Origin of the sequence: Alcaligenes sp. AB3, from assembly GCF_031844565.1 — a bacterium.
In the GTDB taxonomy this organism is placed as follows: Bacteria; Pseudomonadota; Gammaproteobacteria; order Burkholderiales; family Burkholderiaceae_B; genus Alcaligenes; species Alcaligenes faecalis.
Genome location: NZ_JAUZVM010000014.1, coordinates 1 through 23,787 on the forward strand (window position 1 = coordinate 1; position 23,787 = coordinate 23,787).

At 57.3% G+C, this 23,787-nt stretch carries 22 protein-coding genes; 13 read left to right on the forward strand and 9 right to left on the reverse strand.

Annotated features, from left to right (window positions below; genetic code table 11):
* Positions 1-742: 742 nt before the first annotated feature.
* The 5 genes from Q9R35_RS18010 to ilvB all read right to left on the reverse strand — a co-directional run bounded on the left by Q9R35_RS18010 (position 743) and on the right by ilvB (position 5,922).
* Entirely contained in the window at positions 743-1,177 is a 435-nt protein-coding gene (locus tag Q9R35_RS18010; protein WP_311220218.1) for a hypothetical protein, read from the reverse strand.
* 29 nt (positions 1,178-1,206) lie between these two features.
* Complete coding sequence (locus Q9R35_RS18015) at positions 1,207-2,460, reverse strand: TRAP transporter large permease (protein ID WP_404977962.1); 1,254 nt, start codon at positions 2,458-2,460, stop codon at positions 1,207-1,209.
* A gap of 106 nt (positions 2,461-2,566) precedes the next feature.
* Positions 2,567-3,064, reverse strand: a complete 498-nt coding sequence (locus Q9R35_RS18020; RefSeq protein ID WP_042484807.1) for a TRAP transporter small permease — start codon at positions 3,062-3,064, stop codon at positions 2,567-2,569.
* Positions 3,065-3,076: 12 nt separating this feature from the next.
* Positions 3,077-4,042, reverse strand: coding sequence for a TRAP transporter substrate-binding protein (locus Q9R35_RS18025; RefSeq protein ID WP_026483872.1), 966 nt, complete (start codon positions 4,040-4,042; stop codon positions 3,077-3,079).
* 110 nt (positions 4,043-4,152) lie between these two features.
* Complete coding sequence (gene ilvB / locus Q9R35_RS18030; RefSeq protein WP_086069864.1) at positions 4,153-5,922, reverse strand: biosynthetic-type acetolactate synthase large subunit; 1,770 nt, start codon at positions 5,920-5,922, stop codon at positions 4,153-4,155.
* Between the two features lie 56 nt (positions 5,923-5,978).
* Between ilvB and Q9R35_RS18035 the strand changes: the two genes are divergently transcribed.
* The 4 genes from Q9R35_RS18035 (at position 5,979) to Q9R35_RS18050 (ending at position 9,999) form a co-directional block, all read left to right on the forward strand.
* Entirely contained in the window at positions 5,979-6,779 is an 801-nt protein-coding gene (locus Q9R35_RS18035) for an SET domain-containing protein-lysine N-methyltransferase (RefSeq protein ID WP_311220219.1), read from the forward strand.
* A gap of 329 nt (positions 6,780-7,108) precedes the next feature.
* Positions 7,109-7,630: a TRAP transporter small permease gene (locus Q9R35_RS18040; protein WP_042484816.1), complete on the forward strand. Its 522-nt coding sequence runs from the start codon at positions 7,109-7,111 to the stop codon at positions 7,628-7,630.
* Entirely contained in the window at positions 7,627-8,928 is a 1,302-nt protein-coding gene (locus Q9R35_RS18045) for a TRAP transporter large permease (protein WP_035269297.1), read from the forward strand. Before Q9R35_RS18040 ends, Q9R35_RS18045 begins: the two co-directional genes overlap by 4 nt.
* Before the next feature lie 45 nt (positions 8,929-8,973).
* Entirely contained in the window at positions 8,974-9,999 is a 1,026-nt protein-coding gene (locus tag Q9R35_RS18050; RefSeq protein WP_042484822.1) for a DctP family TRAP transporter solute-binding subunit, read from the forward strand.
* A 218-nt stretch (positions 10,000-10,217) separates the two neighbouring features.
* Here the strand turns inward: Q9R35_RS18050 and Q9R35_RS18055 are convergent, their stop codons facing one another.
* Positions 10,218-10,676, reverse strand: coding sequence for a PaaI family thioesterase (locus tag Q9R35_RS18055; protein ID WP_042484825.1), 459 nt, complete (start codon positions 10,674-10,676; stop codon positions 10,218-10,220).
* 147 nt (positions 10,677-10,823) lie between these two features.
* Positions 10,824-12,326: an AMP nucleosidase gene (locus Q9R35_RS18060; protein WP_042484828.1), complete on the reverse strand. Its 1,503-nt coding sequence runs from the start codon at positions 12,324-12,326 to the stop codon at positions 10,824-10,826.
* A 1,023-nt stretch (positions 12,327-13,349) separates the two neighbouring features.
* Between Q9R35_RS18060 and Q9R35_RS18065 the strand changes: the two genes are divergently transcribed.
* The 4 genes from Q9R35_RS18065 to modD all read left to right on the forward strand — a co-directional run bounded on the left by Q9R35_RS18065 (position 13,350) and on the right by modD (position 18,061).
* A complete protein-coding gene (locus tag Q9R35_RS18065; protein ID WP_042484830.1) occupies positions 13,350-15,515 on the forward strand; it encodes a malate synthase G in 2,166 nt (721 codons plus the stop codon).
* A 271-nt stretch (positions 15,516-15,786) separates the two neighbouring features.
* Positions 15,787-16,497, forward strand: a complete 711-nt coding sequence (gene modA / locus Q9R35_RS18070; RefSeq protein ID WP_063690972.1) for a molybdate ABC transporter substrate-binding protein — start codon at positions 15,787-15,789, stop codon at positions 16,495-16,497.
* On the forward strand, positions 16,497-17,162 hold the full coding sequence (gene modB / locus Q9R35_RS18075) for a molybdate ABC transporter permease subunit (RefSeq protein ID WP_172805339.1): 666 nt from the start codon (positions 16,497-16,499) through the stop codon (positions 17,160-17,162). The genes modA and modB overlap by 1 nt, the downstream gene beginning before the upstream one ends.
* The gene (modD, locus tag Q9R35_RS18080) at positions 17,159-18,061 is read left to right on the forward strand and encodes a ModD protein (RefSeq protein ID WP_311220220.1); all 903 of its coding nucleotides are present in this window, start codon (positions 17,159-17,161) and stop codon (positions 18,059-18,061) included. The genes modB and modD overlap by 4 nt, the downstream gene beginning before the upstream one ends.
* A gap of 97 nt (positions 18,062-18,158) precedes the next feature.
* Here the strand turns inward: modD and Q9R35_RS18085 are convergent, their stop codons facing one another.
* On the reverse strand, positions 18,159-19,052 hold the full coding sequence (locus tag Q9R35_RS18085; RefSeq protein ID WP_311220221.1) for a LysR family transcriptional regulator: 894 nt from the start codon (positions 19,050-19,052) through the stop codon (positions 18,159-18,161).
* Between the two features lie 89 nt (positions 19,053-19,141).
* Between Q9R35_RS18085 and Q9R35_RS18090 the strand changes: the two genes are divergently transcribed.
* The 3 genes from Q9R35_RS18090 to Q9R35_RS18100 all read left to right on the forward strand — a co-directional run bounded on the left by Q9R35_RS18090 (position 19,142) and on the right by Q9R35_RS18100 (position 21,139).
* Positions 19,142-19,888, forward strand: a complete 747-nt coding sequence (locus Q9R35_RS18090; RefSeq protein WP_311220222.1) for a sulfite exporter TauE/SafE family protein — start codon at positions 19,142-19,144, stop codon at positions 19,886-19,888.
* Positions 19,889-20,132: 244 nt separating this feature from the next.
* Positions 20,133-20,891, forward strand: a complete 759-nt coding sequence (locus Q9R35_RS18095) for a hypothetical protein (protein ID WP_311220223.1) — start codon at positions 20,133-20,135, stop codon at positions 20,889-20,891.
* Positions 20,888-21,139 carry a helix-turn-helix transcriptional regulator gene (locus tag Q9R35_RS18100; RefSeq protein ID WP_311220224.1) on the forward strand — a complete coding sequence of 84 codons (252 nt, stop codon included), beginning with the start codon at positions 20,888-20,890 and terminating at the stop codon, positions 21,137-21,139. Before Q9R35_RS18095 ends, Q9R35_RS18100 begins: the two co-directional genes overlap by 4 nt.
* Here Q9R35_RS18100 and Q9R35_RS18105 read toward each other — a convergent pair.
* Entirely contained in the window at positions 21,136-21,648 is a 513-nt protein-coding gene (locus tag Q9R35_RS18105) for a 2,4'-dihydroxyacetophenone dioxygenase family protein (RefSeq protein ID WP_026483888.1), read from the reverse strand. The two genes, Q9R35_RS18100 and Q9R35_RS18105, sit on opposite strands and share 4 nt — an antisense overlap.
* A 444-nt stretch (positions 21,649-22,092) precedes the next feature.
* Between Q9R35_RS18105 and Q9R35_RS18110 the strand changes: the two genes are divergently transcribed.
* Both Q9R35_RS18110 and ssuD read left to right on the forward strand, forming a co-directional pair.
* The gene (locus Q9R35_RS18110; protein WP_063690964.1) at positions 22,093-22,461 is read left to right on the forward strand and encodes an NADPH-dependent FMN reductase; all 369 of its coding nucleotides are present in this window, start codon (positions 22,093-22,095) and stop codon (positions 22,459-22,461) included.
* Positions 22,458-23,630 (forward strand): FMNH2-dependent alkanesulfonate monooxygenase, encoded by a 1,173-nt coding sequence (gene ssuD, locus Q9R35_RS18115; RefSeq protein ID WP_311220225.1) that lies wholly within the window; start codon positions 22,458-22,460, stop codon positions 23,628-23,630. The genes Q9R35_RS18110 and ssuD overlap by 4 nt, the downstream gene beginning before the upstream one ends.
* Positions 23,631-23,787: the final 157 nt, after the last annotated feature.

Here is a 23,787-nt window from a genome sequence, read left to right on the forward strand (position 1 = left end):
ACGCCGTGCTCAAACAACAGGGCGCTTGCATCCCGGATCCCGCACTCGCCTGCGGCAAGTACTCTGAACCGCCCCGAGACCCAAACCCGGTCCCTGAACGGCTCACAATAGTTCTTTGCCCATAGGCTGCAAGACTTCTTACCCGTATGACCTCAGTTCCACCACGGTATTTATGACACCGCTGAGCAGCGGCATAAGGAAACGACCGAAACATAAACTGCTAAGCAAGCATAAACATCGAACAGCAAACAACAACAACAACAACAACAACAACAACAACAACAACAACAACAACACATAGTGCATAGCACACGACACACTGCACACAGCCACCACAACCACAACCACAACCACAACCAATGCAAACTCAACCGAAACAGAGTTGCAAGGCCGAGGTATTAAAACGGTGTGAAGGCGCGAGTCCGTGGGGCTCGGGGGGTGGGCGGATCAGAGTACTTGCCGCGGTCAGGAGATAGCGCAGGGGTCCAAGCATCCTGCTGTTTGAGCACGACGCTTATGGTTTGTCCGGTGGACAAACCATCGTGCGAGTTCAGGATGCGCCCTGCGCTATCTCCTGACAAGGGCACCGGTGCGCAGCACCGGCAAGTGCTCAGCCCACCCCCCGAGCCCCACGGACTCGCGCCTGGCTTTTAATAAGCTCCCCTACGCCAAGCTGCATCCGAGCACTATTCCACAGCCAAACCCTTTCTAAACATCAATGCCACAGCATGAAAACCCACGACTAAAGCGGCAAATAAAACAAAGCCTTAGCCAGCACCACAATCAGCAGTACGTGTGCAAAAACACTCAGGTGAATAATCCGTGACCGACGCGCTGTCATGGTCTTGCGTCGGCTCATCACCATGACGGACAGGAAGTGTCCAAACACACTCAAGGCCAAGGTGATTTTCAAGCCCAGAATCCAGGCCCTGGCCCCGCCGACCTCAAACAAGGCCCGATGCTGCCAGGCCAGACTCAAGCCCGCACCGTAGAGCAATAACAAAACCCAAGGCATGATGCGACGCGCGCGGCGCCCCAGGGCATATTCGAACTCCCGCATCGATGGGCGGGAAACCTGACGCGCCAAAGGCGACAACATCAGCACCTCGAAAAACACGGTGCCGATGAAGAAAATTGCAGCCAGAAGGTGAACCAACAACAGGAGAAAGTAGCTCATGAACAGCGCTCAGGAAAGCAGACAATTCATCAACGGTACACCAGGTCTCGCGCCCACAAACTGACTTCTGGCACATAGCTGATCAGCATCAAGCAGGCCAGGATGACAACGACAAAAGGCAGCAGGGGACGTATCAGTTTTTCCAAAGAAATTCCGGCTACTGAACACGCCGCAAACAGGTTCACGCCAAAGGGCGGAGTCACCATTCCCAGTGCCAGATTAACCACCATAATGATGCCAAAATGCGCCGGATCAATCCCAAACTGCACCGCCACCGGCAACAAGAGCGGAGCCAGCACCACAATCGAGGCGGAAGTCTCGACGAACATGCCCACCACAAACAAGGCCACGTTCATGCCCAGCAAGAACATCATGGGGCTGCTGAACAGTTCCCCCAACCATATCCCCATGGCAGCCGGAATGCCGGTGCGATTAAGCAAGAAGCCAAACACACCCGCATTGGCAATGATGAACATGATCACCGCCGTGGACACCACGGAACGATGCAGCACCTTGGACAAATCGCCCCATTTAACACTGCGGTAAATAAACATGCTGACGATCAAGGCATAGACTACCGCCACGGCTGAAGCCTCGGTAGGCGTGAAAATACCCCCGTAAATTCCGCCAAGAATAATCACCGGCATCAGCAAGGCCAGCCACGCCTGACGAAAGGCCGTCCAAACACTTAGACGGCCCACACCATCCTGCAAACCCAAACCATGACGACGTGCGTACAACCACACATAAATCATCAAAGCGCCGCCGATCAACAAGCCAGGACCAATACCCGCAACAAACAGCTCGCCCACCGACGTGTCTGTGGATACAGCGAACAGAATCATGGGAATGGACGGCGGGATAATCACCCCCAGCTCCGCCGCTGAAGCCTGCAAAGATGCGGCAAACGGCGCTGGATAACCATGACGAACCATGGCAGGAATCAGAATCGCCCCCACCGCAAAAGTGGTGGCCACACTGGAGCCAGCCACAGCCGCAAAAATCATGCAGGTCAGCACACAGCTGCACGCCAGACCACCCTGCACACCACCGACCAGGCTTTTGGCAAACTCCACCATACGGTTGGACATGCCGCCCGATTCCATCAAGTTACCCGCCAGGATGAAGAAAGGCACCGCCACCAGAGGGTATTTGTCCAGGGCTGCGTACAGTTGCTGGGCGATGACCAGAAACGTCATGCGCCCCTCCCACGCTACCCCCGCCATATTGGCCAGCCCCACGGCAATGGCCACGGGCACCGTCAATACAAAGAACAGCAGCATGGACACAAGCATGATCTGGGGCACGATACGGTCTCCGGTCTAAACAGATGCCAGCCAGGCATCCAGAGTGCGGCGGTGCTTTACAGGCACGGAATCAGGTCTTGAATTAGAGCTGCGTGTTATCCACCACAGCGGGTGCCGGTTTTTCCAGCCAACGGGCCAGCAATCCTAGAATGGCCAGCACAGCGCCAATCGGGATCGCAATATACACCCAGGAAATGGACCACTCCAGGCTGGGCATGGTCTGAAACCGTACCCGCCAGGTCATTTGAATACCGACCCAGGTCAACAAGCCGAAAAAGGTCAGACAAGCAAGCAGCACGGCCACATCCAGCCAATGCTGTGCCCGCTGCCCGACCCAAAGTCGCAGCACATCCACGCTCAGCATGGCGCCCTGACGCAGGGCCAGACACAGACCCAGCATGACCGTCCAGATCAAGGCAGCACGCGACCAGGCCTCGCTCCAGTCGGCGGGCGACTGAAGTACAAAACGGGCGATAACCTGATAGAACGCAGCTGCCACTGCCGAGAGCAGCAGCAACTGCGTTACCCAGGACACCAGACGAAACAGGCCCTTGTCCAGCACAGACAGCAGCGCTTTCATGATGAACGCCGTTTACTGAGTCTGACGAATGGCCTCGACCAGCTCCTGGCCGAACTGTTTGTAGTACTGGGGATAGACGGGCTCTACCGCTTTGGCAAATGCCGCATGGTCAACGGTATTGACCTGCATGCCTTCCGCCTTGACGGCATCTACGCCAGTTTTCTCGATGTCGTCCACGTAATCACGCATGGCCTGGGCAGCCGTTACGCCGGCATCTTTCATCAACTGCTTGTCCTGATCGGACAGGCCGTCATATACCGCCGGAGACATCAGCACCAAGGCCGGGCCGTACACGTGTGCAGTCAGCGACAGATACTTTTGCAGCTGCGGCAGCTTGGCCGACACAATCACGGACAAGGGGTTTTCCTGGCCGTCGATAGTGCCTTGTTGCAAGGCCGTCGCCACTTCCGGCCAGGCCATAGGCGTCGCCAGAATGCCGATTTCACGGAAGGCCGCAATATGGATGGGGTTTTCTGTAGTGCGTATCTTCAAACCCTTGGCATCAGCTGGGGTAGTGACAGGACGCACATTATTGGTCAGGTGACGGAAACCTTGCTCACCCCAGGCCAGCGCCACAATCCCGCGCTTGGGAAACTCAGCCAGCATGTCCTGACCGATCTTGCCATCCAGCACATGACGGGCATGTTGCAGATCACGGAACAGGAAAGGGATATCGAATACGCCGGTCTTGGGCACAAAGTTCAGGGTTGCGCCGGTAGAAACAATGGCCAGATCAATTGTGCCCAGTTGCAGGCCTTCAATGACTTCACGCTCGCCACCCAGGGCGCTGTTGGGAAAGGCCTCGATGGTGTAATTGCCATCCTTTTCCAGGGCACTGGCAAAGGCTTTCGCGCCAGCACCATAGTGTGAACTGGTGGACAAGGCGTAGGCCAACTTCAAGGACGTTTGAGCCGTAGCCGCTCCCGCAGCCAGGCCTAAACCCAGCATCAAACCCGCGGCCAAAAGACGGTTCTTCATGTGACGGTACATCATGCATGCCCCTCCTGTCTGAATGGATCAGTGTATTTAATGCGCAGTGCTCGGGCTGGGACATAGGGGTTTTTACGCCTGTGTCCCAGCCGGGCACCTTATTCTTCTACGTACCAGTTATCTTCGGACAGCATGACCTGTTGATGGCCATAGCCCGCTGGCATCATGGGGAAACAGTTTTCCAGCGCCAGCACTTCCACGTTCAGGAAGAAGGGGCCGTCATGAGCCAAGCAGCGCTCCAGAGCCGCATCCAGCTGATCGGGGTGCTCCACGCGTTCGGCTTCCCAGCCAAAGGCGCGCGACAAGGCCACAAAATCCGGCATGGCTTCGTTATAGCTATGGCTGTAGCGGCCATCGTGAATCAGCTCTTGCCACTGACGCACCATCCCCATGTGACGGTTATTGCACAGAATCACCTTGATCGGCGTGCGATGCTGCACGGCGCTGGCCAGTTCCTGAATATTCATCAGCACCGAAGCGTCACCACTGACGCACACCACCAGCTTGTCCGGATGCGCAATCTGCGCTCCAAAAGCGGCTGGCACGCCGTAACCCATGGTGCCCGCACCACCCGAAGTCAGCCAACGGCGAGGGCGATCAAACTTGATGTATTGCGCCGCCCACATCTGGTGCTGGCCTACATCGGTAGACACGATGGCATCACGGCCTTCCAGATGCGCGTCCAGACGTTGCAGCAAGTGCTGTGGCAAGATCGCGTCCTTATGTGGCGTCACTTTCAAGCACTCTTGAGCGCGCCACACGCCAATGCGCTGCCACCAATCATTCAAGCGACCTTCGGGCAATTCGTGGTGCGACAGCTCTTTGCGCAGGGCGCGCAGCAGGGGATAGCAATCGCCCACCAGAGCCACATCGGCACGCACCACCTTGTCGATGGAGCCGGGGTCAATATCAATATGAATCTTGCTGGCATGCGGGCAGAAATCGGACAGACGGCCAGTAATGCGGTCGTCGAAACGAGCGCCTACACAGATAATCAGATCCGCATGGTGCATGGCCAGATTGGCTTCCAGCGTGCCGTGCATGCCCAACATGCCCACGAACTGCTCATCCCGTGCGGGGTAAGCACCCAAGCCCATCAAGGTCAGCGTACAAGGTGCGCCGGTTTCCTGAACCAGGCTGGTGAAGGCATGGCTGGCATCGGCACCGGAGTTGATCAGGCCACCACCACCGTAAAAAACGGGGCGACGGGCGTGCGCAATCATGGCAGCCGCGCGTTTGATCGCCGCTTCCTGAGCAGGGGCCGGAGCGGCAGGAGCCAAGAGGCTGTCGGCCTCTTCCTGGACTGGAGCCTCGCTGCTGGCAGCGGGCAGGGTGGCGATCTGAATATCTTTGGGGAAGTCCAGCAGCACCGGGCCAGGGCGGCCCTGGGTACACAGGCGCAAGGCCTTGGCCGTCAGGGAGGCCACGTCTTCAATGCGACGAACCTGGGCATTCCACTTGGTCACAGGGCGGGAAATGCCAATCGCATCACACTCCTGGAACGCAGCGGTACCAATTGCGGTGGTCGCTACTTGACCACTAATACACAGGACAGGAATAGAATCACACAAGGCATCGAGCAAACCGGAGGTGGTATTGGCCATACCAGGGCCCGATGTCACCAGCACCACGCCAGGTTTGCCGGTGCTGCGGGCATAGCCCTCGGCCGCGTGTACGGCAGCTTGCTCGTGGCGGACCAGAATATGACGAATTCGCGGTTGTGCATGAAGAGCATCATAGAGCGGTAACACCGCTCCGCCAGGATAACCAAAAATGGTATCTACACCCTGAGCGATCAAGGTTTCGAGCAAGATTTGCGCGCCGTTGTGGGCGGTCGTTTCAAGTGACATGGTTGCGTAGCCCTGCATGTTTTGTAAGATAGAGATCGCCGTCCAGTTTATCCCCTTTTACAGGCTGATTCCCCATGGTCACTCAACGCCAACCCTGGCACGTCGTCAAACCGTCCAAACTGCACGGCAATGGCGTCTTTGCGCTACGCGATATTCCTGCCGGAACTCGCATCCTGCAATACGCAGGCAAGCGGCTGACACCCGAACAAGCCGATGCCCTGTTCCCGGTCAATCCGGACGAGCCTTTTCACACGTTTTTCTTTGCCTTGAGCAACGGCAAAATTGTGGACGGGGGTCAGGGCGGCAATGACTCGCGCTGGATCAACCACTCTTGCGCCCCCAACTGTGAGGGTCACGAGAACGTGGACGGATCACGCGTGTTTATTGTGGCCATGCGCGATATTCCCGCCGGGGAAGAGCTCTTGTATGACTACTCGCTGGTCATCGACGATGAAATTACCGAGGAGCTCAAGCAGAACTATCGCTGTCTGTGTGGCGCTGCCCAATGCCGTGGCACCATGATTGCCCTGCAATCGGATCGCTCCCAGGCTGTGGCAGACGAGCTGCGTGAAGTGGCTGCCGAGCTGGATGCAGAAATGGAGCAAGCCCGTAAAACGCCGGTTTCATCCAAACAAACAACCGCTGATCTGAAAGCCGCTGCCAATAAGCAGGCAGAAAAGGGCGAGTCCGATCAGGATAAAGACGCGGACACGGACGACGATAACGAGTCTTCACGCTCCAAAGACAAAAAAGACAAGAAAGGCAAAAAGAAGAAAAAAGACAAAGCCAAAAACAAAGATAAAAATAAAGACAAAAAAGCGCCCAAAAAGGACAAAGAAGGCAAAAAAGGGAAAAAGGACCGTAAAAAAGAGTAAGCTGTCCCCCAGCTTGCATTAGCCCAGGCTGCCCCACCGGCAGCCTGCACCCTTGCTAATCACCCGCACAGCAAGCCCGGCAACACCCCAGTCGGGCCTCTCAGAGCGCCACACACAGGCCCATCTGTCGTGCCGGGCCAGGTTTTACACCTCATCAGCTAGGCGAAGCACCACCCCCCTATTGCGTGTGCCCTCGCCCCCAAATCCCTATCGTCTCTCCCCAGGCCAAACAAGGCCCAAGGGTGCGTTTGCCCCGGGGGAAATTACTCACTGCCAGCCCCGTCTTTGACCGCTAGCATGTAGCTTTATTGCCAAATCTGACAGATCTCATGGATTCAAGTTCTACAGATACACCTGATAATCACGCCGCCTCGCCCGCCGAATCCGGCCTGCGTATTCCCTTGCAAATAGAAGACTGGGCTTCGGTCCTGATCATGGCGGCCCTGGCATTAATTACTTTTGCCAACGTGTTTGTGCGCTATCTGACCGATAGCTCCTTTGCCTGGACCGAGGAAATCTCCATCTTCCTGCTGGTGGTCCTGACCATGAATGCCGGTGCCAGCGCCTGTGTGCGCCACTTGCACATTCGTATTGAAGTCTTTGCCGATGCGGGCACACAGCGTCGTCAACGCCGCCTGGCCCTGTTTGGCATTGGCATGAGCCTGCTGTTCTTTGTCGGCATGGCCATTCTGTCCGGCCGCATGGCCCTGGACGAGTTCGAGTGGGGTGATACCTCGCCGTCCATTGGTGTCCCGACCTGGTGGTACAGCATGTGGCTGCCCATCCTGTCTACTACCCTGAGCCTGCGTTTGCTGGGCATGTGGGTGCGTCGTTGGCAGGCCAAATCATGATTGCAACGTTGCTGTTCGTCATCTTCATTGGTTTGATGCTGGTGGGCGTGCCCGTTGGCGTATCCCTGGGTATAGGCGGTGCCTTTGCCATTTTGATGTCCAACCTGGATACGCACTGGTTTGGCTTGATGGCCGTGCCGCAAAGCTTTTACGCCGGTCTGGCCAAATACCCATTGCTGGCCATTCCCATGTTTGTGCTGGTAGGCTCCATTTTTGACCGCTCGGGCGTGGCCAGCCGTCTGGTGAACTTTGCCGTAGCGCTGGTTGGCCGTGGTCCTGGCATGTTGCCCGTCGTTGCCATTGGCGTGGCCATGTTCCTGGGCGGTATTTCCGGCTCCGGCCCGGCCTGCGCCGCCGCCGTGGGCGCGGTCATGATCGGCGCCATGAAACGCGCGGGCTATCCCGGTCCTTTTGCGGCCAGTATTGTGGGCGCGGGTGCTGCCACCGACATTCTGATTCCCCCCTCCATCGCCTTCATTATTTACTCGGTGCTGGTGCCCGAGGCCTCCGTACCTGCGCTGTTTGCGGCCGGTATGTTCCCCGGCATTCTGGCGGGTATTGGCCTGATTATTCCGGCCATCTGGCTGTCGCGTCGTCACAAGCTGGGATTGGCCGAAGCCGAACTGCCACGTCCACCCTTCTGGCGCAGCCTGCGAGAAGCGGCCTGGGGCCTGATTGCGCCGGTGATCATTCTGGGCGGTATGCGCCTGGGCCTGTTCACCCCCACCGAAGCGGCTGTTGTGGCCGTGTTCTACGGCCTGTTCGTAGGCATGGTCATCCACCGCACCATCAAGTTCCGCGATCTGTTTTTGATCCTGCGGGAAGCCGCCGAATTATCAGCCGTCATCATGATGGTCGTGGCGCTGGCCGGTATTTTTGCCTGGGCTCTGTCCACCCTGAGCATTATTGACCCCGTCACCAATGCCATCATCAATTCCGGTCTGGGCGAGTACGGCATTTTGGCGCTGATGATTGTCATGCTGATTGTGCTGGGCATGTTCCTGGATGGCATTTCGATCTTCCTGATCTTTGTGCCGCTGTTCATGCCTATTGCCTACAACTTTGGCTGGCATCCCGTCTGGTTCGGGGTCTTGCTGACCTTGAACGTGGCCCTGGGCCAGTTCACCCCGCCAGTCGCCGTAAACCTGATGGTGGCCTGCCGTATCGCGGGCGTTCCTATGGAAAGCACCCTGCGCTGGGTAGGCTGGCTACTGCTGGGTATGGGCTCGACCATGCTGCTGGTGATCGCAGAACCCGAAATTGCCCTGTGGCTGCCACGCTACCTGGGCTTTAACTAAAACCACAAGACTGCAACACAACTCATAGAAAGGGAGACCTGACCCATGAAATTACGTCACATTCTGGCCGCTCTGGCATGTACAGCCGCCACCTTGGCCGTGGTTCCGGCAGCGCAAGCCGCCTACAAATCCGAATACAAGCTGTCCATCGTGGTGGGCACCACCTTCCCCTGGGGCCAAGGCGCCGTGATCTGGTCCGACCTGGTGCGCGAGCGCACCGATGGCCGCATCAATATCAAGATCTACCCTGGCACCTCGCTGGTGCAAGGCGACCAGACGCGCGAGTTCACCGCCATTCGCCAGGGCATGATTGATATGGCCGTGGGCTCGACCATCAACTGGTCCCCCCAGATCAAGCAGCTGAACCTGTTCTCCCTGCCATTCCTGCAACCTGACGCCAAAGCCACTGACGCCCTGATCAATGGCGAAGTCGGCAAGGACCTGTTTGGCTACATCGAGAAAGCCGGTGTAGTGCCTCTGGCCTGGGGTGAAAACGGTTTCCGTCAGCTCAGCAACTCCAAGCACGAAGTGACCAAGCCTGAAGACATGAAGGGCCTGAAACTGCGCGTGGTAGGTTCGCCGCTGTACATGGACACCTTCAGCGCCCTGGGTGCCAACCCTACGCAAATGAGCTGGGCAGATGCACAACCCGCACTGGCTAATAAGGCCGTAGACGGCCAGGAAAACCCCCTGTCCATTTACGCCGGTGCCAAGCTGTACGACGTGCAGCAGCAATACCTGACCCTGTGGAACTACGTGTCTGATCCACTGGTGTTTGTGGTGAACCGTGACGTGTGGAAATCCTGGAGCGAGGAAGACCAGAAGATCGTGCGTGAAGCCGCTATTGAAGCCGGCAAGCGTGAAATCGTGATTGCCCGCACCGGCATCACGGCTGAAGATCCTGCCTTGCTCAAAGAGATCGAAGGACACGGCGTGAAGGTCACTACGCTGACTCCTGAGCAGCATGCTGCCTTTGCAAAGGCGACAGAAGGCGTGGTCGAGAAGTGGACCAAGACCATCGGCGAAGACCTGGTGAAGAAAGCACGCGATGCGATTGCTGCGAGCCGCTAATTAGCTGGGATTGAAAGACGAAAAGCCGGGCCTGAATGGGCCCGGCTTTTTCTTGTCTGGCTATCGCTCCCACCCCACTAGCCCCACGAAAGCACCAGCCTACGAGCACCGCGTGGGGGTACTTTCGAGCACTGGGTTACCCTCGAAGAAAAAAGCGCTATACATCGGCGACACAAGCTAAGGACATTCTTTACAGTCTATTGGCCTCACAAACCTGCTTATTCCTTGAAGCGGATCGCCAGCATTTCCCCCGTCGCACAGACCTCGCCATTCGCGCTTAGCGACAGGTCTACCCAGACCTTGCGCCCATCCAGCTCACGCAACTTGCCCTGCACCGTCAGTTCCGTCCCCATCGGGGTAGGACGCCGAAACTCCACTTTCAGGGAGGCAGTCACGCAACGGATCGGCTCCTCGCTGGTGCCCATCTCGATACTCAAATCCCGATAGATGAAGGCTGCCGCAGAAGCGGTGCCATGGCAATCCAGTAAAGAAGCAATCAAACCACCGTACACATGATTAGGCACACCACCGCTGTAAATTGGCTTGGGTGTGTAGCGGGCCACGGTATCGTCGCCGTCCCAGTAGCTCTTTAGCTGATGCCCGTCGGGATTATGTTTGCCGCAGCCGTAGCAATGGCTGAAGTTGTCTGCATAAAAATCTTGAAACGCTTTATCCATAGGGGTGCCTGCTGTCCTCAAAGAAACCAAGAGGCCGTGCTCCACTTGGTAGCACGGCCTATTTCTTAAGCCGCTAAAGGTGGTTTGCCAGTGCTACGAGCCAATCACTCACCCAGGCGCGTAGGCACTAACAAGGCCTGCAATATCTTATTGAAACGCCGTTTCCAGAAAGCTGCGCAGCTTGCGCGAGTGCAGCCTTTCTTTGGGCATCTCGCGCAGCAACTCCAGCGCCCGGATACCAATGTGCAGATGCTGGCCAACCTGTCGTGCATAGAACTCACTGGCCATGCCCGGCAGTTTCAGCTCGCCATGCAAGGGCTTGTCCGACACACACAGCAAGGTCCCATACGGCACACGGAAGCGGAAGCCATTGGCGGCAATCGTGGCGGACTCCATATCCAGCGCAATCGCCCGCGACTGGGACAAGCGTCGCACCGGTTCGTGGTGGTCACGCAGCTCCCAGTTACGGTTATCAATGGATGCCACCGTGCCGGTACGCATGATGCGTTTCAGCTCCCAGCCGGACAGCCCGGCCACCTCGGCCACGGCCTGCTCCAAAGCGACCTGAATTTCTGCCAGAGGAGGGATGGGCACCCAGGTGGGCAAATCCTCGTCCAGCACGTGGTCCTGACGTACATAGCCATGGGCCAGCACGTAATCGCCCAAACGCTGGGTGGTGCGCAAACCGGCGCAGTGGCCCAGCATCAGCCAGGCGGCAGGGCGCAAGACGGCCACGTGATCGGTAATGGTCTTGGCATTGGATGGTCCCACACCGATATTGATCAGCGTGATGCCAGAATGATCGGCACGGCGCAAATGGTAAGAGGGCATCTGTGGCGCACGAGCCAGGGGTGAGCCTGTTGTTGAAGCATTCGCACCTGCGGGGGTGATGATATTGCCCGGCTCCACCAGATCGATATAGCCCTGGTCGTCAGCCTGCAGTACTTCACGCGCCCACTGGCAGAACTCGTCCACATAAAACTGGTAATTGGTGAACAGCACAAAGTTCTGGAAGTACTCGGGCCGGGTGGCGCTGTAGTGCTGCAAACGATGCAAGGAATAGTCGATACGCGGCGCGGTAAAAGGAGCCAGCGGCAACGGTTCGTTATGCACACGCTCCCACGTGCCGTTGACGATGGCATCGTCCATATAGGCCAGATCGGGCACATCGAAGTGATCGCGCAAGGTGTCACCCGGCGACTCGGGTACGGTCGTCACGGTAGACTGCACGCCGTTGTTCAAGGCGAAATGCAGCGGGATGGGCACGGAAGACTCACCCACTTCCACCTGCACACCATGATTGCGCAGCAGCAGTTCCAACTGCTCCAGCAAGTAATCGTGATACAGGCCAGGGGCGGTAATGGTGGTCATGTACACACCAGGTTCAACCACGTGCCCGTAAGAAAGACGGCTATCCACTTCCTGATAGGTATCGACACGCAAGCGCACCGCAGGATAGCAGGCTCTGAAACGCTGCCCGCGTGGAAAACCAGTTTCCAGACACTGGGCAAAGGAATCACGCAAAAAAGCGGTATTGCGATCGTAGATATGGCGCAACTGCTCCAAAGCCTGGCCTGCGTCCTGATAGCCCTTGAACGGAACCAATTCAGGTGTGGACGTGATACGAGAAAAACCGCTGGGATCAGACATAACAAGTATTCCAAGGGGAAACAAAGACAAGCAGATCTGCAAGCATCATAAGCTGTTTATTGTCTGGCCTCCTACACGGCTCCATGACAAATTCAGCGCTGTCTCGCACAGCTTCCAACTTGCCTGCACCTTATGACATCACCGCTATACCGTTGACGGAACTCAGCCGGCTTGCCCACTCGACCCGATTCAGTGCCGCCATAATCTGACTTTGGTCCCCCAGCAACTAATAAGCAGGTGCGCCCCCCTTGCCATGACAGTCATGCAGGCCATGTTCAAGACCAGGTCAGGACTGCCTGGACAAGCAGGTGAGCATTTCCGTCCACCGCAAATGTCGTTACTGGTTTTTGACTGAACCACAAGCCCCACTGTCCACACAGTGGACATGACTATCTGTGGTTTTGAGACGAAATTTACTCACGGACCTTATTTGAATCAGTGCCTTTACCCCGGTTTTGGGCAAATTCCACTTTTCTCCAATACGGCCAACAGCCCCCTTGCGCGACCCTGCATCCCAAAGCCCTGTTTTTATGCTAATGGCGCTGAACAAGCGGCTTGGCGGGCATATCAAGTATTTCAAGCAGGGCCTGGTGAGGCAGCTTATGATGGCAAGTGGAAGTCAGGCACGTCTTCTACCTCATATATAAGACTTGCCCAAAACCAGTAAATACATTAAGTATGTAGTCTTAATACTTTTAGTATTAAATCCAGCTTGCGTCAGTCCTTCATAATTTAAGTTATCCAACCTGGCAGTGTGCTCGGCATGCGTGTGAGACATAGCTCGTCATCGCGCAAATTAGCTTGTATTTAGGCTAATTTACAATGGGTTAGCGTATTTTAATGATTTTCGCTTCAAGCAATCTGCTCGCCCTCTGATGTCATTTGTGTCCTGGCGCCGCGTGGGTCTATCCGCCCGCGATTTCAGCAAGTTCTGAATGTGCTCTTGACCAGGTAATTGCAGTTAGCACGGCCGTTTGGCCTGCCGCTGTACCGAATCACTTTTAACTATCAGCAAGGGTACACATGACCACTCGAATCTCCTGCCAGCGATTGCAAGTCGCCGAGGTGCTTCATCAGTTCATCGAACAAGAAGCCCTGCCCGGCACAGGTATCTCCTCCGAAGCCTTCTGGGCTGGTTTCGACAAGCTGGTCCATGATCTGGCTCCTAAAAACCGCGCCTTGCTGGCCGAACGCGACCGCTTGCAAGTCGAACTGGACAAGTGGCACACGGCCAACCCAGGCCCCATCACCGATATGCCTGCCTACAAGAGCTTCCTGAGCTCCATCGGCTATCTGAAAGAAGCGCCTGCCAACGTCAAGGTCAACACGGCCAACGTCGACACCGAAATCACCGAACAAGGTGGTCCTCAGCTGGTTGTGCCCATCATGAACGCACGTTACGCGCTGAACGCCGTAAACGCACGCTGGGGCAGCCTGTACGACGCGCTGTACGGCACCAACGCCATCCCTGACACTGACGGTGCTCAGCGTGGCGGTGGCTACAACGCCGTGCGCGGTGCCAAGGTTATCGCCTTTGGCCGTCAGTTCCTGAACGACACCATTCCTCTGGCTCAAGGCAGCCACGATCAGGCTACCTCCTACACCATCGCTGACGGCGCTTTGCGCGTCACCCTGGAAAACGGCGGCACCACCGGTCTGAAAGACGCCTCGACCCTGCTGGGTTACCGCGGTCAGCCCGATGCGCCTGAAGCCATCGTGTTCCTGCACAACGGCCTGCACTTTGAACTGCAGATCGACCCCAACAGCCCCATCGGCAAGACCGACCCGGCTGGCGTGAAAGACATCGTTCTGGAAGCCGCACTGACCACCATCATGGACTGCGAAGACTCCGTGGCTGCCGTGGACGCCGACGACAAGGTCCTGGCATACCGCAACTGGCTGGGTCTGGTGACCGGTTCGCTGACCGAAGAAATCAAGAAAGACGGCAAGGTGTTCACCCGCCGCCTGGCTGACGATCGCCAGTACACCGACCTGAAGGGCGCTACCCAGACTCTGGCTGGCCGCTCCCTGATGTTCGTGCGTAACGTCGGTCACCTGATGAGCAACCCCGCCATCATTGACGGCGAAGGTCGCGAGATCCCTGAAGGCATTCTGGACGCCGTGATCACCACCCTGATCGGCATGCGCGATCTGGAACTGAAGAAAAACTCGCGCAGCGGCTCGCTGTACATCGTCAAACCCAAAATGCACGGTCCTGACGAAGTGGCTTTTGCCAGCGAAATTTTTGACCGCGTGGAAAGCCTGCTGGGTCTGGCTCCCAACACCGTCAAGCTGGGCATCATGGACGAAGAGCGCCGCACCAGCGTGAACCTGAAGGCAGCCATTGCCCAGGCCACCGAGCGCGTTGTGTTCATCAACACGGGCTTTCTGGACCGTACTGGCGACGAAATCCACACTTGCATGCAAGCTGGCGCCGTAGTGCGCAAGGCCGACATGAAACAAGCTGACTGGCAGCCTGCCTACGAGCGCAACAACGTTCAGATCGGCCTGCAATGCGGTCTGCGTGGTCGTGCCCAGATCGGTAAAGGCATGTGGGCCATGCCTGACCTGATGGCTGAAATGCTGGAGCAAAAGATTGGTCACGTGAAGGCCGGTGGCAACACCGCCTGGGTGCCATCGCCTACCGCTGCCACGCTGCACGCCTTGCACTACCACCAAGTCAACGTGGTCGACGTTCAGAAGGGTCTGGAAGGCGACACCAACGACTACCTGGACAGCATCCTGACCATTCCTGTGGCCACTGACACCAGCTGGTCCGCCAAGGAAATCCAGGAAGAACTGGACAACAACGCTCAGGGCATCCTGGGTTACGTGGTTCGCTGGATTGACCAGGGCGTGGGCTGCTCCAAAGTGCCTGACATCCACGACGTAGGTCTGATGGAAGACCGCGCTACCCTGCGTATTTCCAGCCAGCACATCGCCAACTGGCTGCTGCATGGCATCGTCACCCACGAACAAGTGGTTGAAACCCTGCAGCGCATGGCTGCTGTGGTGGACCAGCAAAACGCGGGCGACCCAGCCTACCAGAACATGGCTGGCAACTTTGAAGGCTCCTTTGCCTTCCGCGCCGCTCAGGATCTGGTTCTGAAGGGCCTGGAACAGCCTAACGGCTACACCGAGCCTTTGCTGCACCAATGGCGTCTGGCTTTCAAAGCCGCTCAAGCCTAAAGCACACGATGTCGCCCGGAGCCTGACTCCGGGTGGCGAGTGCCCCCAAAATCCCCATCTTGCTGGTTCAGGATGGGGATTTTTTTCGTCTCCTAGTTCCTGATTTGCGGCAAAGAGGAAGTTGAATCGTCGCTCGGCACAAGCAGCCTTTCCAAGTCTTCAAGCAGGTTTGAGTCTCGGGGCTCCGGCTTCGGAGCGTGGCGAACATCCCTGTCTGCCTCATCTCGTTATAAACTCGAACTCATAACGAATTTGTCCGATAGGAAACCTCATGAAATCTTTGCTGTTTTCCGCCGCTTGCCTGCTGGCGATCACCACCACGGCCCACGCTTCCGACCTGCTGATTGCCACCGGCGCAGGCTATCGCAAGCCCGTCACGGAACTGATGGAAGCCTTCAATAAAGAAACAGGCCTGACGGTAGAGAGCAGCTTTGGCAATATGCAGCAGGTCCGCGCCCAGAGCGAGCAAAATCCAGACATTGCCGCCATTATTGGCGACCGCTTTTTTCTGGAGCCCATGGGCATTGCCCAGCAGTTCGTGAACATCAGCCAGGGTGCCCTGATGCTGGCCGTGCCCAAGGGCAAGACCATTGATTCCATCCAGGATTTGCAGCAGCCCAGCTACGCCCGCATTGCGATTGGCGATGCCAAGAAAACGGTTTACGGCCGTGCCGCCACCACCTGCATGGAACGTGAAAAAATCCAGGCCGATGGTCGCACCATTGAAGTCGCCATGCTGCCGCAAGTATCGACTTACTTGCTGAACGGCGAAGTGGACGCCGGCTTCATCAACCGCAGCGAAGCGCTGGCCCACAAGGACAAGCTGGGCACCGTCCTGCCCATGCCGGCCCAATGTCACGACCCGATTGATCTGAGCCTTGCCGTGCTCAAGGACCGCCCAGCAAGCCCTGCCTTGCAATCCTGGACCCAGTTCCTGGGCTCGGACAAGGCCAAGTCCATTCTTGAGCACCACGGCTTGTAATGTCTGCCTGGATGAGCTGCTCCAGCAGCTCGCTGGGCCTGAGTGTCTATGTGCTGGCCGCCACCCTGGTGGCCCAATTAGTTCTGGGGGTCGCACTGGCGTGGGTACTGGCCAGAAAACGCTTTCCGGGCCACGGATTACTCGATTCGCTGGTGAGTCTGCCGCTGGTTTTTCCACCGATTGTCATCGGTTATTTGCTGCTGCTTGCCTTGGGCAGACAGGGCTGGCTGGCCAGTGCCACCGGCTGGTCACCCAATATCGTCTTTCAGCCTGCGGCCTTGTTGATCGCCGCGTTTATCGCCGGGCTGCCTTTAATGGTCAAACCCGTGCAAAACAGCATGAACGGCCTGTCGCCACGGCTGCGTGAAGCAGCGGCCACGCTGGGCCACGGCACCTGGTCTTACTTCTTCCGGGTAGAACTGCCCTTGCTACGGCCCGCCCTGGCCACGGGCCTGATTCTGTCGGGCGGCAGGGCGCTGGGCGAAGTCGGGATCTCGCTGATGCTGGGTGGCAATATCGCGGGCCGTACCGAAACCTTGTCTTTATCTATCTACAACGCCGTCCTGGATGGCGACACAGACTGTGCCAATGCGCTGTCCTGGTTGCTGGGGCTGACGGCATTAGCCTGCTTTTGGGCGCTGCGGCGCTACGGGAATCAAAAATGACGGTTTTTTTTGAACAAAGCCAAATCGACCAATGGATTGGCGAGGATGCTTCCTACCTGGACCTGACCAGCCACATGCTGGGCCTGCACACCCAGCACACCACGCTGCGTTACGTCGTGCGTGATCATATCCGCGTAGCAGGCACCGAAGAAGTGGCCGAGATTGTGCGCGCTTGCGGCGGTCAAACTCAGCACTACACCCCCAGCGGGGTAGCAGCCATGCCCGGTCAGACCATCTTGCTGGCACAAGGCCCCGCCAAAGCCTTGCTGCGCGCCTGGAAGGTGGGCCAGAACCTGCTGGAATTTGCCTGCGGCATCGCTACCCTGACGCATCAAGTCGTGCAGGCCGTGCAAACGGTGAATGCCTCGGTGGCGGTGCTGACCACCCGCAAACATGCCCCTGGCGTGCGCAAACTGGCCTTGAAAGCCACGCTATCCGGTGGTGCCATGCCGCATCGGCTGGGCTTGGGTGAAACCATCTTGATCTTCCCCCAGCATCGCGCACTGATGGGTGGCTGGGAAGAAGTAAGCCGTGCAATTGCCCGCCACAAATACGCTTTGTGCGAGAAGAAAATCGTAATCGAAGCAGCAGATTTGGATGAAGCCTATAGCGCGGCCCAGGCTGGCGCAGATGTGGTGCAGTTCGACAAAGTCCCGCCTGAAACCTTGGCGCAAATCGTACCTGCGCTACGCAAAGCGCATCCCAACATCACCATTCTGGCGGCGGGAGGGATTCATGCAGGCAATGCAGCGGCCTATGCCGCAACGGGTGTGAATGCCTTGGTAACCAGCAGCCTGCACTACGCAAAACCGGCTGATATTGGAGTGAAAGTCAGCCTGACGAAATCAACGGAATCGCAAGAGCCGCTTGTTGCCACCAAGATGGAAGGGCTGGAATAAGGACGCCAGCAGTACGAGGCTTGCATGCCATATCCGCTCACTGCTTACCTGAAAAGCAAATGAAGCCAGTGAATAAGCTCCCGCAAAAAGCTTGGACTCAGCAGACCTTCATCGACCCCAAATGCTGCAACAAGCGCTGCATGGGTTTGGATAGGGCGTCCCAGTCCTGATAACAGAGGCACAAGGAGCGCTTGGCCCAGCTATCACTCAAAGGCCGCGCTACAAAGCCGTGACGGCGCTTGTAGCGGCTGGCTACGCCTTGCGGCACAATCCCCAGGCCCACACCGTGGGCCACCATCTGGCATAGCCCCTCGAAGGTTTTCATGCGGATGCGCTGCGCCAAAGCATGGCCCGCAGCGCGAGCATGTTCGTCCAGATGATCTTGCAAGGCATTACCCGGCATCAGGCCCACGAAGGCCTCATACAGAATATCCTGCAAGCTCAATTTGCCGTGCGCCGCCAAGGGATGAGCCGCAGCCATAATCAGCACCAGATGATCCTTGGCGACCGGCTCCAGCACCAGCCCCGGTGCCTGCACCGCATCCGACACCACACCGGCCTCGGCCAAGCCCGCAGCAACTGTACGCACAATATCGGCACTGGTACGCTCTTTCAATTCGATATGCAGATTGGGCCGCTGCGCCAACCAGGGTGCCAAACGGGACGGCAGAAATTCGGTTAAGGCCGCCGTATTCGCATACAGGTGCAAAGTCCCCCGCGCCCCGACAGCAAAATCCTGCAACTCACCTTTCAGCTGATCATGCTGACGCAGCATCAAACGGGCATGGTGGGCCAGCGCCTCACCCGCTTCTGTGGTGACGACTCCGCGCGGTAGACGCTCCAGAAGGACAACACCCGCATCGTCCTCGATACGACGCAAACGCTCGCTGGCCGAGGCCAGGGCCAGATTCGCGCGTGCCGCCCCCTGTGTGATGCTGCCTGCATCCACAATGCTCAAGAACAAGTGAAGATCTGCCAGACCCAGTCGCATGACCACTCCTGAATACCCTTCGGATAAACCGAAGGATACCGCCTTAAATCCACATTGTGTACGCCTGCCTGCCACGCTTCAATGTAGGTATGCACGAATCACTCTCTTTCCTTCTTCTGATCGGCGTCACCTTCCTGGTAGCGGGCATGGTCAAAGGCATTACCGGCATGGGACTGCCTACGGTCGCCATGAGCTTGCTGGGTCTGGTGATGTCACCCGCCTCGGCCGCCGCCTTACTGGTACTGCCTTCTTTCATCACCAATGTCTGGCAATGCTTTGCCGGGCCGTCCATGCTGGCTTTGCTGCGCAGACTCTGGTCCATGATGCTGACCATTGTGCTGGGCACGCTCTGGGGCTCATCGCTGCTGGCCAATACCTCGCCACAGCTATCGGGCATGGCCTTAGGCGTTGCACTGCTGGTTTACGCAGGCTATGCGCTTATCGCCCCCGCTCTGACGGTGTCACCCCGCTTCGAACCCTGGCTTTCACCCTTGATTGGCCTGGTGACCGGCGTGGTAACCGGCATTACCGGCGTTTTTGTGATGCCTGCCGTGCCGTATCTGCAAGCCCTGAATCTGGATAAAGACGAGCTGGTGCAGGCTTTGGGGCTGTCCTTCACCATCTCCACCATCGCGCTGGCTGGCGGTCTGTTCATGCACGGTGTGTTCAAGCTGAACCAGCTGGGCATGTCCACCTTGGTGATTGTTCCGGCTTTGCTGGGTATGTGGCTGGGGCAAAAGATCCGCGTGCGCATCAGCCAACGCCGCTTCAAACAATGCTTGCTGCTGTTTCTGGCGGTCTTGGGTGTGCAACTGATTATTCGTCCCTTTATCTAAAATCAGCTCAAGGCATTAAAGGCCGGCTGCCCACTTCTTCACACCTGAACCATATCGCCTGAAACCAGTCGATTTCTTTTAAACTTAAATAAAACACAAAACCAGCCATCCATATGTAAATAAAGGATATTTTCAGAACCCCAAAACCCCGATCAGGGATAGCCCCCATGCCCGCCCAGCCACGCAACTTTTACACTAGGCACTGGTCACGCGCATCCTTATGCTCTGGAACAAGGGGTTCCCAATGTCGGCAGAAAATGGCTTGGATCTGTCGGTGTTGTACCGTCATCCAATCTTTCATTCCCACAGCGCCGAGCTGTCTCATCAGCCACTTAGTCGGGCCATTTCCCGGCATGCCCTGCATTGGGGACGCGGGCGCATCAACACCAGCCTGTACCGCCGCGATATTGGCCAGATCAGCCTGATGCGGCTGGGCTACGGTGCCGAAGTGGAAATCCAGGCCGATGCCTTCGGCGACTTCTGTCTGGTGCAAATGCCCATGCAAGGCACGGCCGAGTTCATCAGCGACGGTCATCACAAATTAACAGCCTATCCCGGCGATATTGCGGTGGTATCCCCTCGCCATCATGTGCGCACCTTGTGGCAGGCCGGTTGCGAACAGCTGATCGTGAAGATCCCCTACAGCTTGTTTGATGACGTGGGCCATCAGACGCTGGCACAAGAGGGCTTGACCCGAGGCTGCGTCTACAAGCTGGACCCCTGTATGGGCCCGCAATGGGCCAACCTCATCCAGCACCTGCTTCTGCTCCCGGCGAAACACGGCGACCGTTCGGCCAACTGGACGCAGCATATTGAAAGCAGCCTGGCTTTATTCCTGCTGTGTCATCCCGCCGACGAACAAGCTGCACAGGCTCTGGTGGATGAATCCATGGGAGCCGCAGCCCGGACGGGGAAATGCGTCTGCTTCAGGCCAGGAACTATGTGCTGGCGCATTTGCACAGCAACATCTCACTGGATGATCTGGCTCAGGCAGCGGGTGTGAGTCCCCGCTTCCTGCATCTGCTGTGCCGTCGTCACTACAAGCAGTCCCCCATGAGCTGGGTACGCAATCTGCGTCTGGACGCCGCCCATCAGGTATTGCAAAGCCGACCCCGCCCCAACGTCACCGATGTGGCACTGGCGCATGGCTTTGGGCATTTGGGGCGGTTTTCTGCCTACTATCAGCAACGCTTCAAGGAACTGCCCCATCAAACGGGGCAGACACGGCACACAAGCCTCAAACAGTCTTAGATGAACATGGACTGGTTGATGGGCAGATTGTGCTTCTTACAGTAGCTGGTGTAGTGGTCGATCATCCAGAACACATCAATGATTTCCAGGATGTTGTCGTTCTCATCCAGGAACTCGATGGGTGTACCCAGGTGGAACAGGGTTTCCATGCCTTCATCGGACACTAGCGTGTGCGTGCGGCCGGGGCTTTCGTGGATGTAATGGCCAGCGCGAGCCACCCAATCGTATTCCTCGTAACGCAGGCTGCCGGACAGGATGTAGCCGGTCACCACAGCGCGGTGACGGTGACGACCCAGGGAGCCACCCTTGTCGGCACGCATGATGTGCACCGAGGTGTTGTTGCGAATATCAAAGCTCAGGTGACGCAGCCAGATATTGGGGCCGAAAGGAATCCAGGGGGAGGTTTCTTCAGACGTATCGAAGTGGCCTTCAACCAGAGCGTACTCGTCGCGTACCTTGTCGATGCGCTTTTCGATCTCGATGTAGGGTGGGGTGCTGTTTTGGGTCATGACTTGTCTCTCTCATAGAAATAAAAACCGCTGCGTATGTGACACAGTCGGATGCCAATCCCCCCGGATTGGTTTGTTTTCATTCTATGAACGCGTTTGTCATCAAACTATCCAGCTCTGGCACAACACAGCGGCGCATTATCCAGTTCTGGCACTCCTGTTCCGATCAGCTTTTTTGCCCCCGAAAAACATGGGCGGCAGATTCTTGGTATTACTCCTGACACTCTTCATATTCATGCCATTTGGCAGCTCATTTTTTCACATTCAACAATCCTGATTTTCATAAGCAAATCAAAAGAGTAAGGACACTTATCGGCCATAAACACATGAGCGAATTATCTTTCGTGAGGGCGGCGATCAGGCATGTAATACAAGGCATTGACTCGCACAGGTGCCCCCGTTTTCTGGCGGTATCTTGTCCTGATTTCACTGCAAGGAATTGCCATGAGCCGCCCTCTGAAAACCGTTATTGTGAATGGAAGCTTGCACCGTCCCTCCGGCACCCAAGTACGGCTGGACGCGCTGCGCGACACACTGAACGATCAACTGGCACTGGACGTGCAAAACATCGAGCTGGTCAGCCTGCTGCCCGAACTGGGCGCGGCCCTGTCCACCGACACCTTGCCCACCCATGCGCATCAGGCCATCCAGGCCATTGAACAGGCCGACTTTCTGATCGTGGGCTCGCCCATCTTTCGCGCAGGCATTCCGGGCCTGCTCAAGCACCTGTTCGATCTGGCCGTGCCTGTGCTACACAGCATTCAAGCGCGTTTGCCGCTGCAAAACACCGCTCTGGAGGCCCAGGCAGCATGAGCCAAATCACCTCTACCACACCCGATATTTTCTGGTTCCTGCCCACTTCGGGCGACACCCGTTATCTGGGCAAATCCGACTTTGGCCGCGCGCCCACCAACGAGTATCTGCGCAGCATTGCCGTCACCAGCGAGAACCTGGGTTATGACGGCTTGCTGATTCCCACCGGCGCCTCCTGCCTGGACCCCTGGGTAGTGGCGGCCAGCCTGGTTCCTGTTACCCAGCGCATCAAGCTGCTGGTGGCACTACGTACCTCTTTGGGCGCGCCAGTCGCAAGCGCACGTCAGGCAGCGTCCTTGGACCAGGCCCTGCATGGCCGTTTGCTGCTGAATGTAGTGCCTGGCGGCGATGCCACCGAACTGGCTGCCGAAGGCGTATTTCTAGACCATGACTCCCGCTACGAATACGCCAATGAGTATCTGACGATCTGGCGTCAATTGCTCTCTGGCGACACCGTGAATTTTCAAGGCAAGCATTTCAAGGTGGAGAATGGCCGCAACTTCTTCCCGCCTGTGCAAAAACCCTATCCGCCCTTGTACTTTGGTGGCTCCTCGGACGCCGCACACGAGCTGGCTGCCGAGCATGTCGATGCCTACCTGACCTGGGGCGAACCACCAGCTGCGGTAGGCAAGAAGTTTGAGGACATCCGCCGCCGTGCCGCCGCCCGTGGCCGCAAATTAAGGCTGGGTGTACGCCTGCACGTGATCGTGCGCGAAACCAATGAGGAAGCCTGGGCCGAGGCGGATCGCTTGAACAGCAAATTGACGGACGAGGACATTGCCAAGGCGCAGGCCAATTACGCCAGCATGGACTCGGTAGGCCAGAAACGCATGGCCGCCTTGCATGGTGGCCGTCGCGATCAGCTGGAAGTCTCGCCTAATCTGTGGGCAGGCGTGGGGCTGGTACGAGGCGGAGCAGGCACCGCCCTGGTGGGCGATGCCCACACGGTGGCCCAGCGCTTGCAGGAATACATAGACCTGGGCGCGGACTCCTTTGTGCTCTCGGGCTATCCGCATCTGGAAGAATCCATACGCTTTGCCGAGCTGGTATTTCCCCTTCTAGGCAAACGTGCCGTCACCGTCAGTGATCGCGCCCAGACCGGCGGCGCCTTTGACGCGCGCGGTGTTCAAAACCAGCAACTTTCTTCTGCATCATGGGCCAAAAAATAATGGATCTGCGCTGCCGACCTGCCTTTCTGCACAAATTCTTCGGGGCCGAACCTGGCTCGCCAGAACATGCCTCCGCGCGTTGGCTGAATCGCCTCGTAGATACACGAAGTAGCTACGAAAAAGTAGCCTGGAGGGCTTTCGCCAAGCTGCCATACCC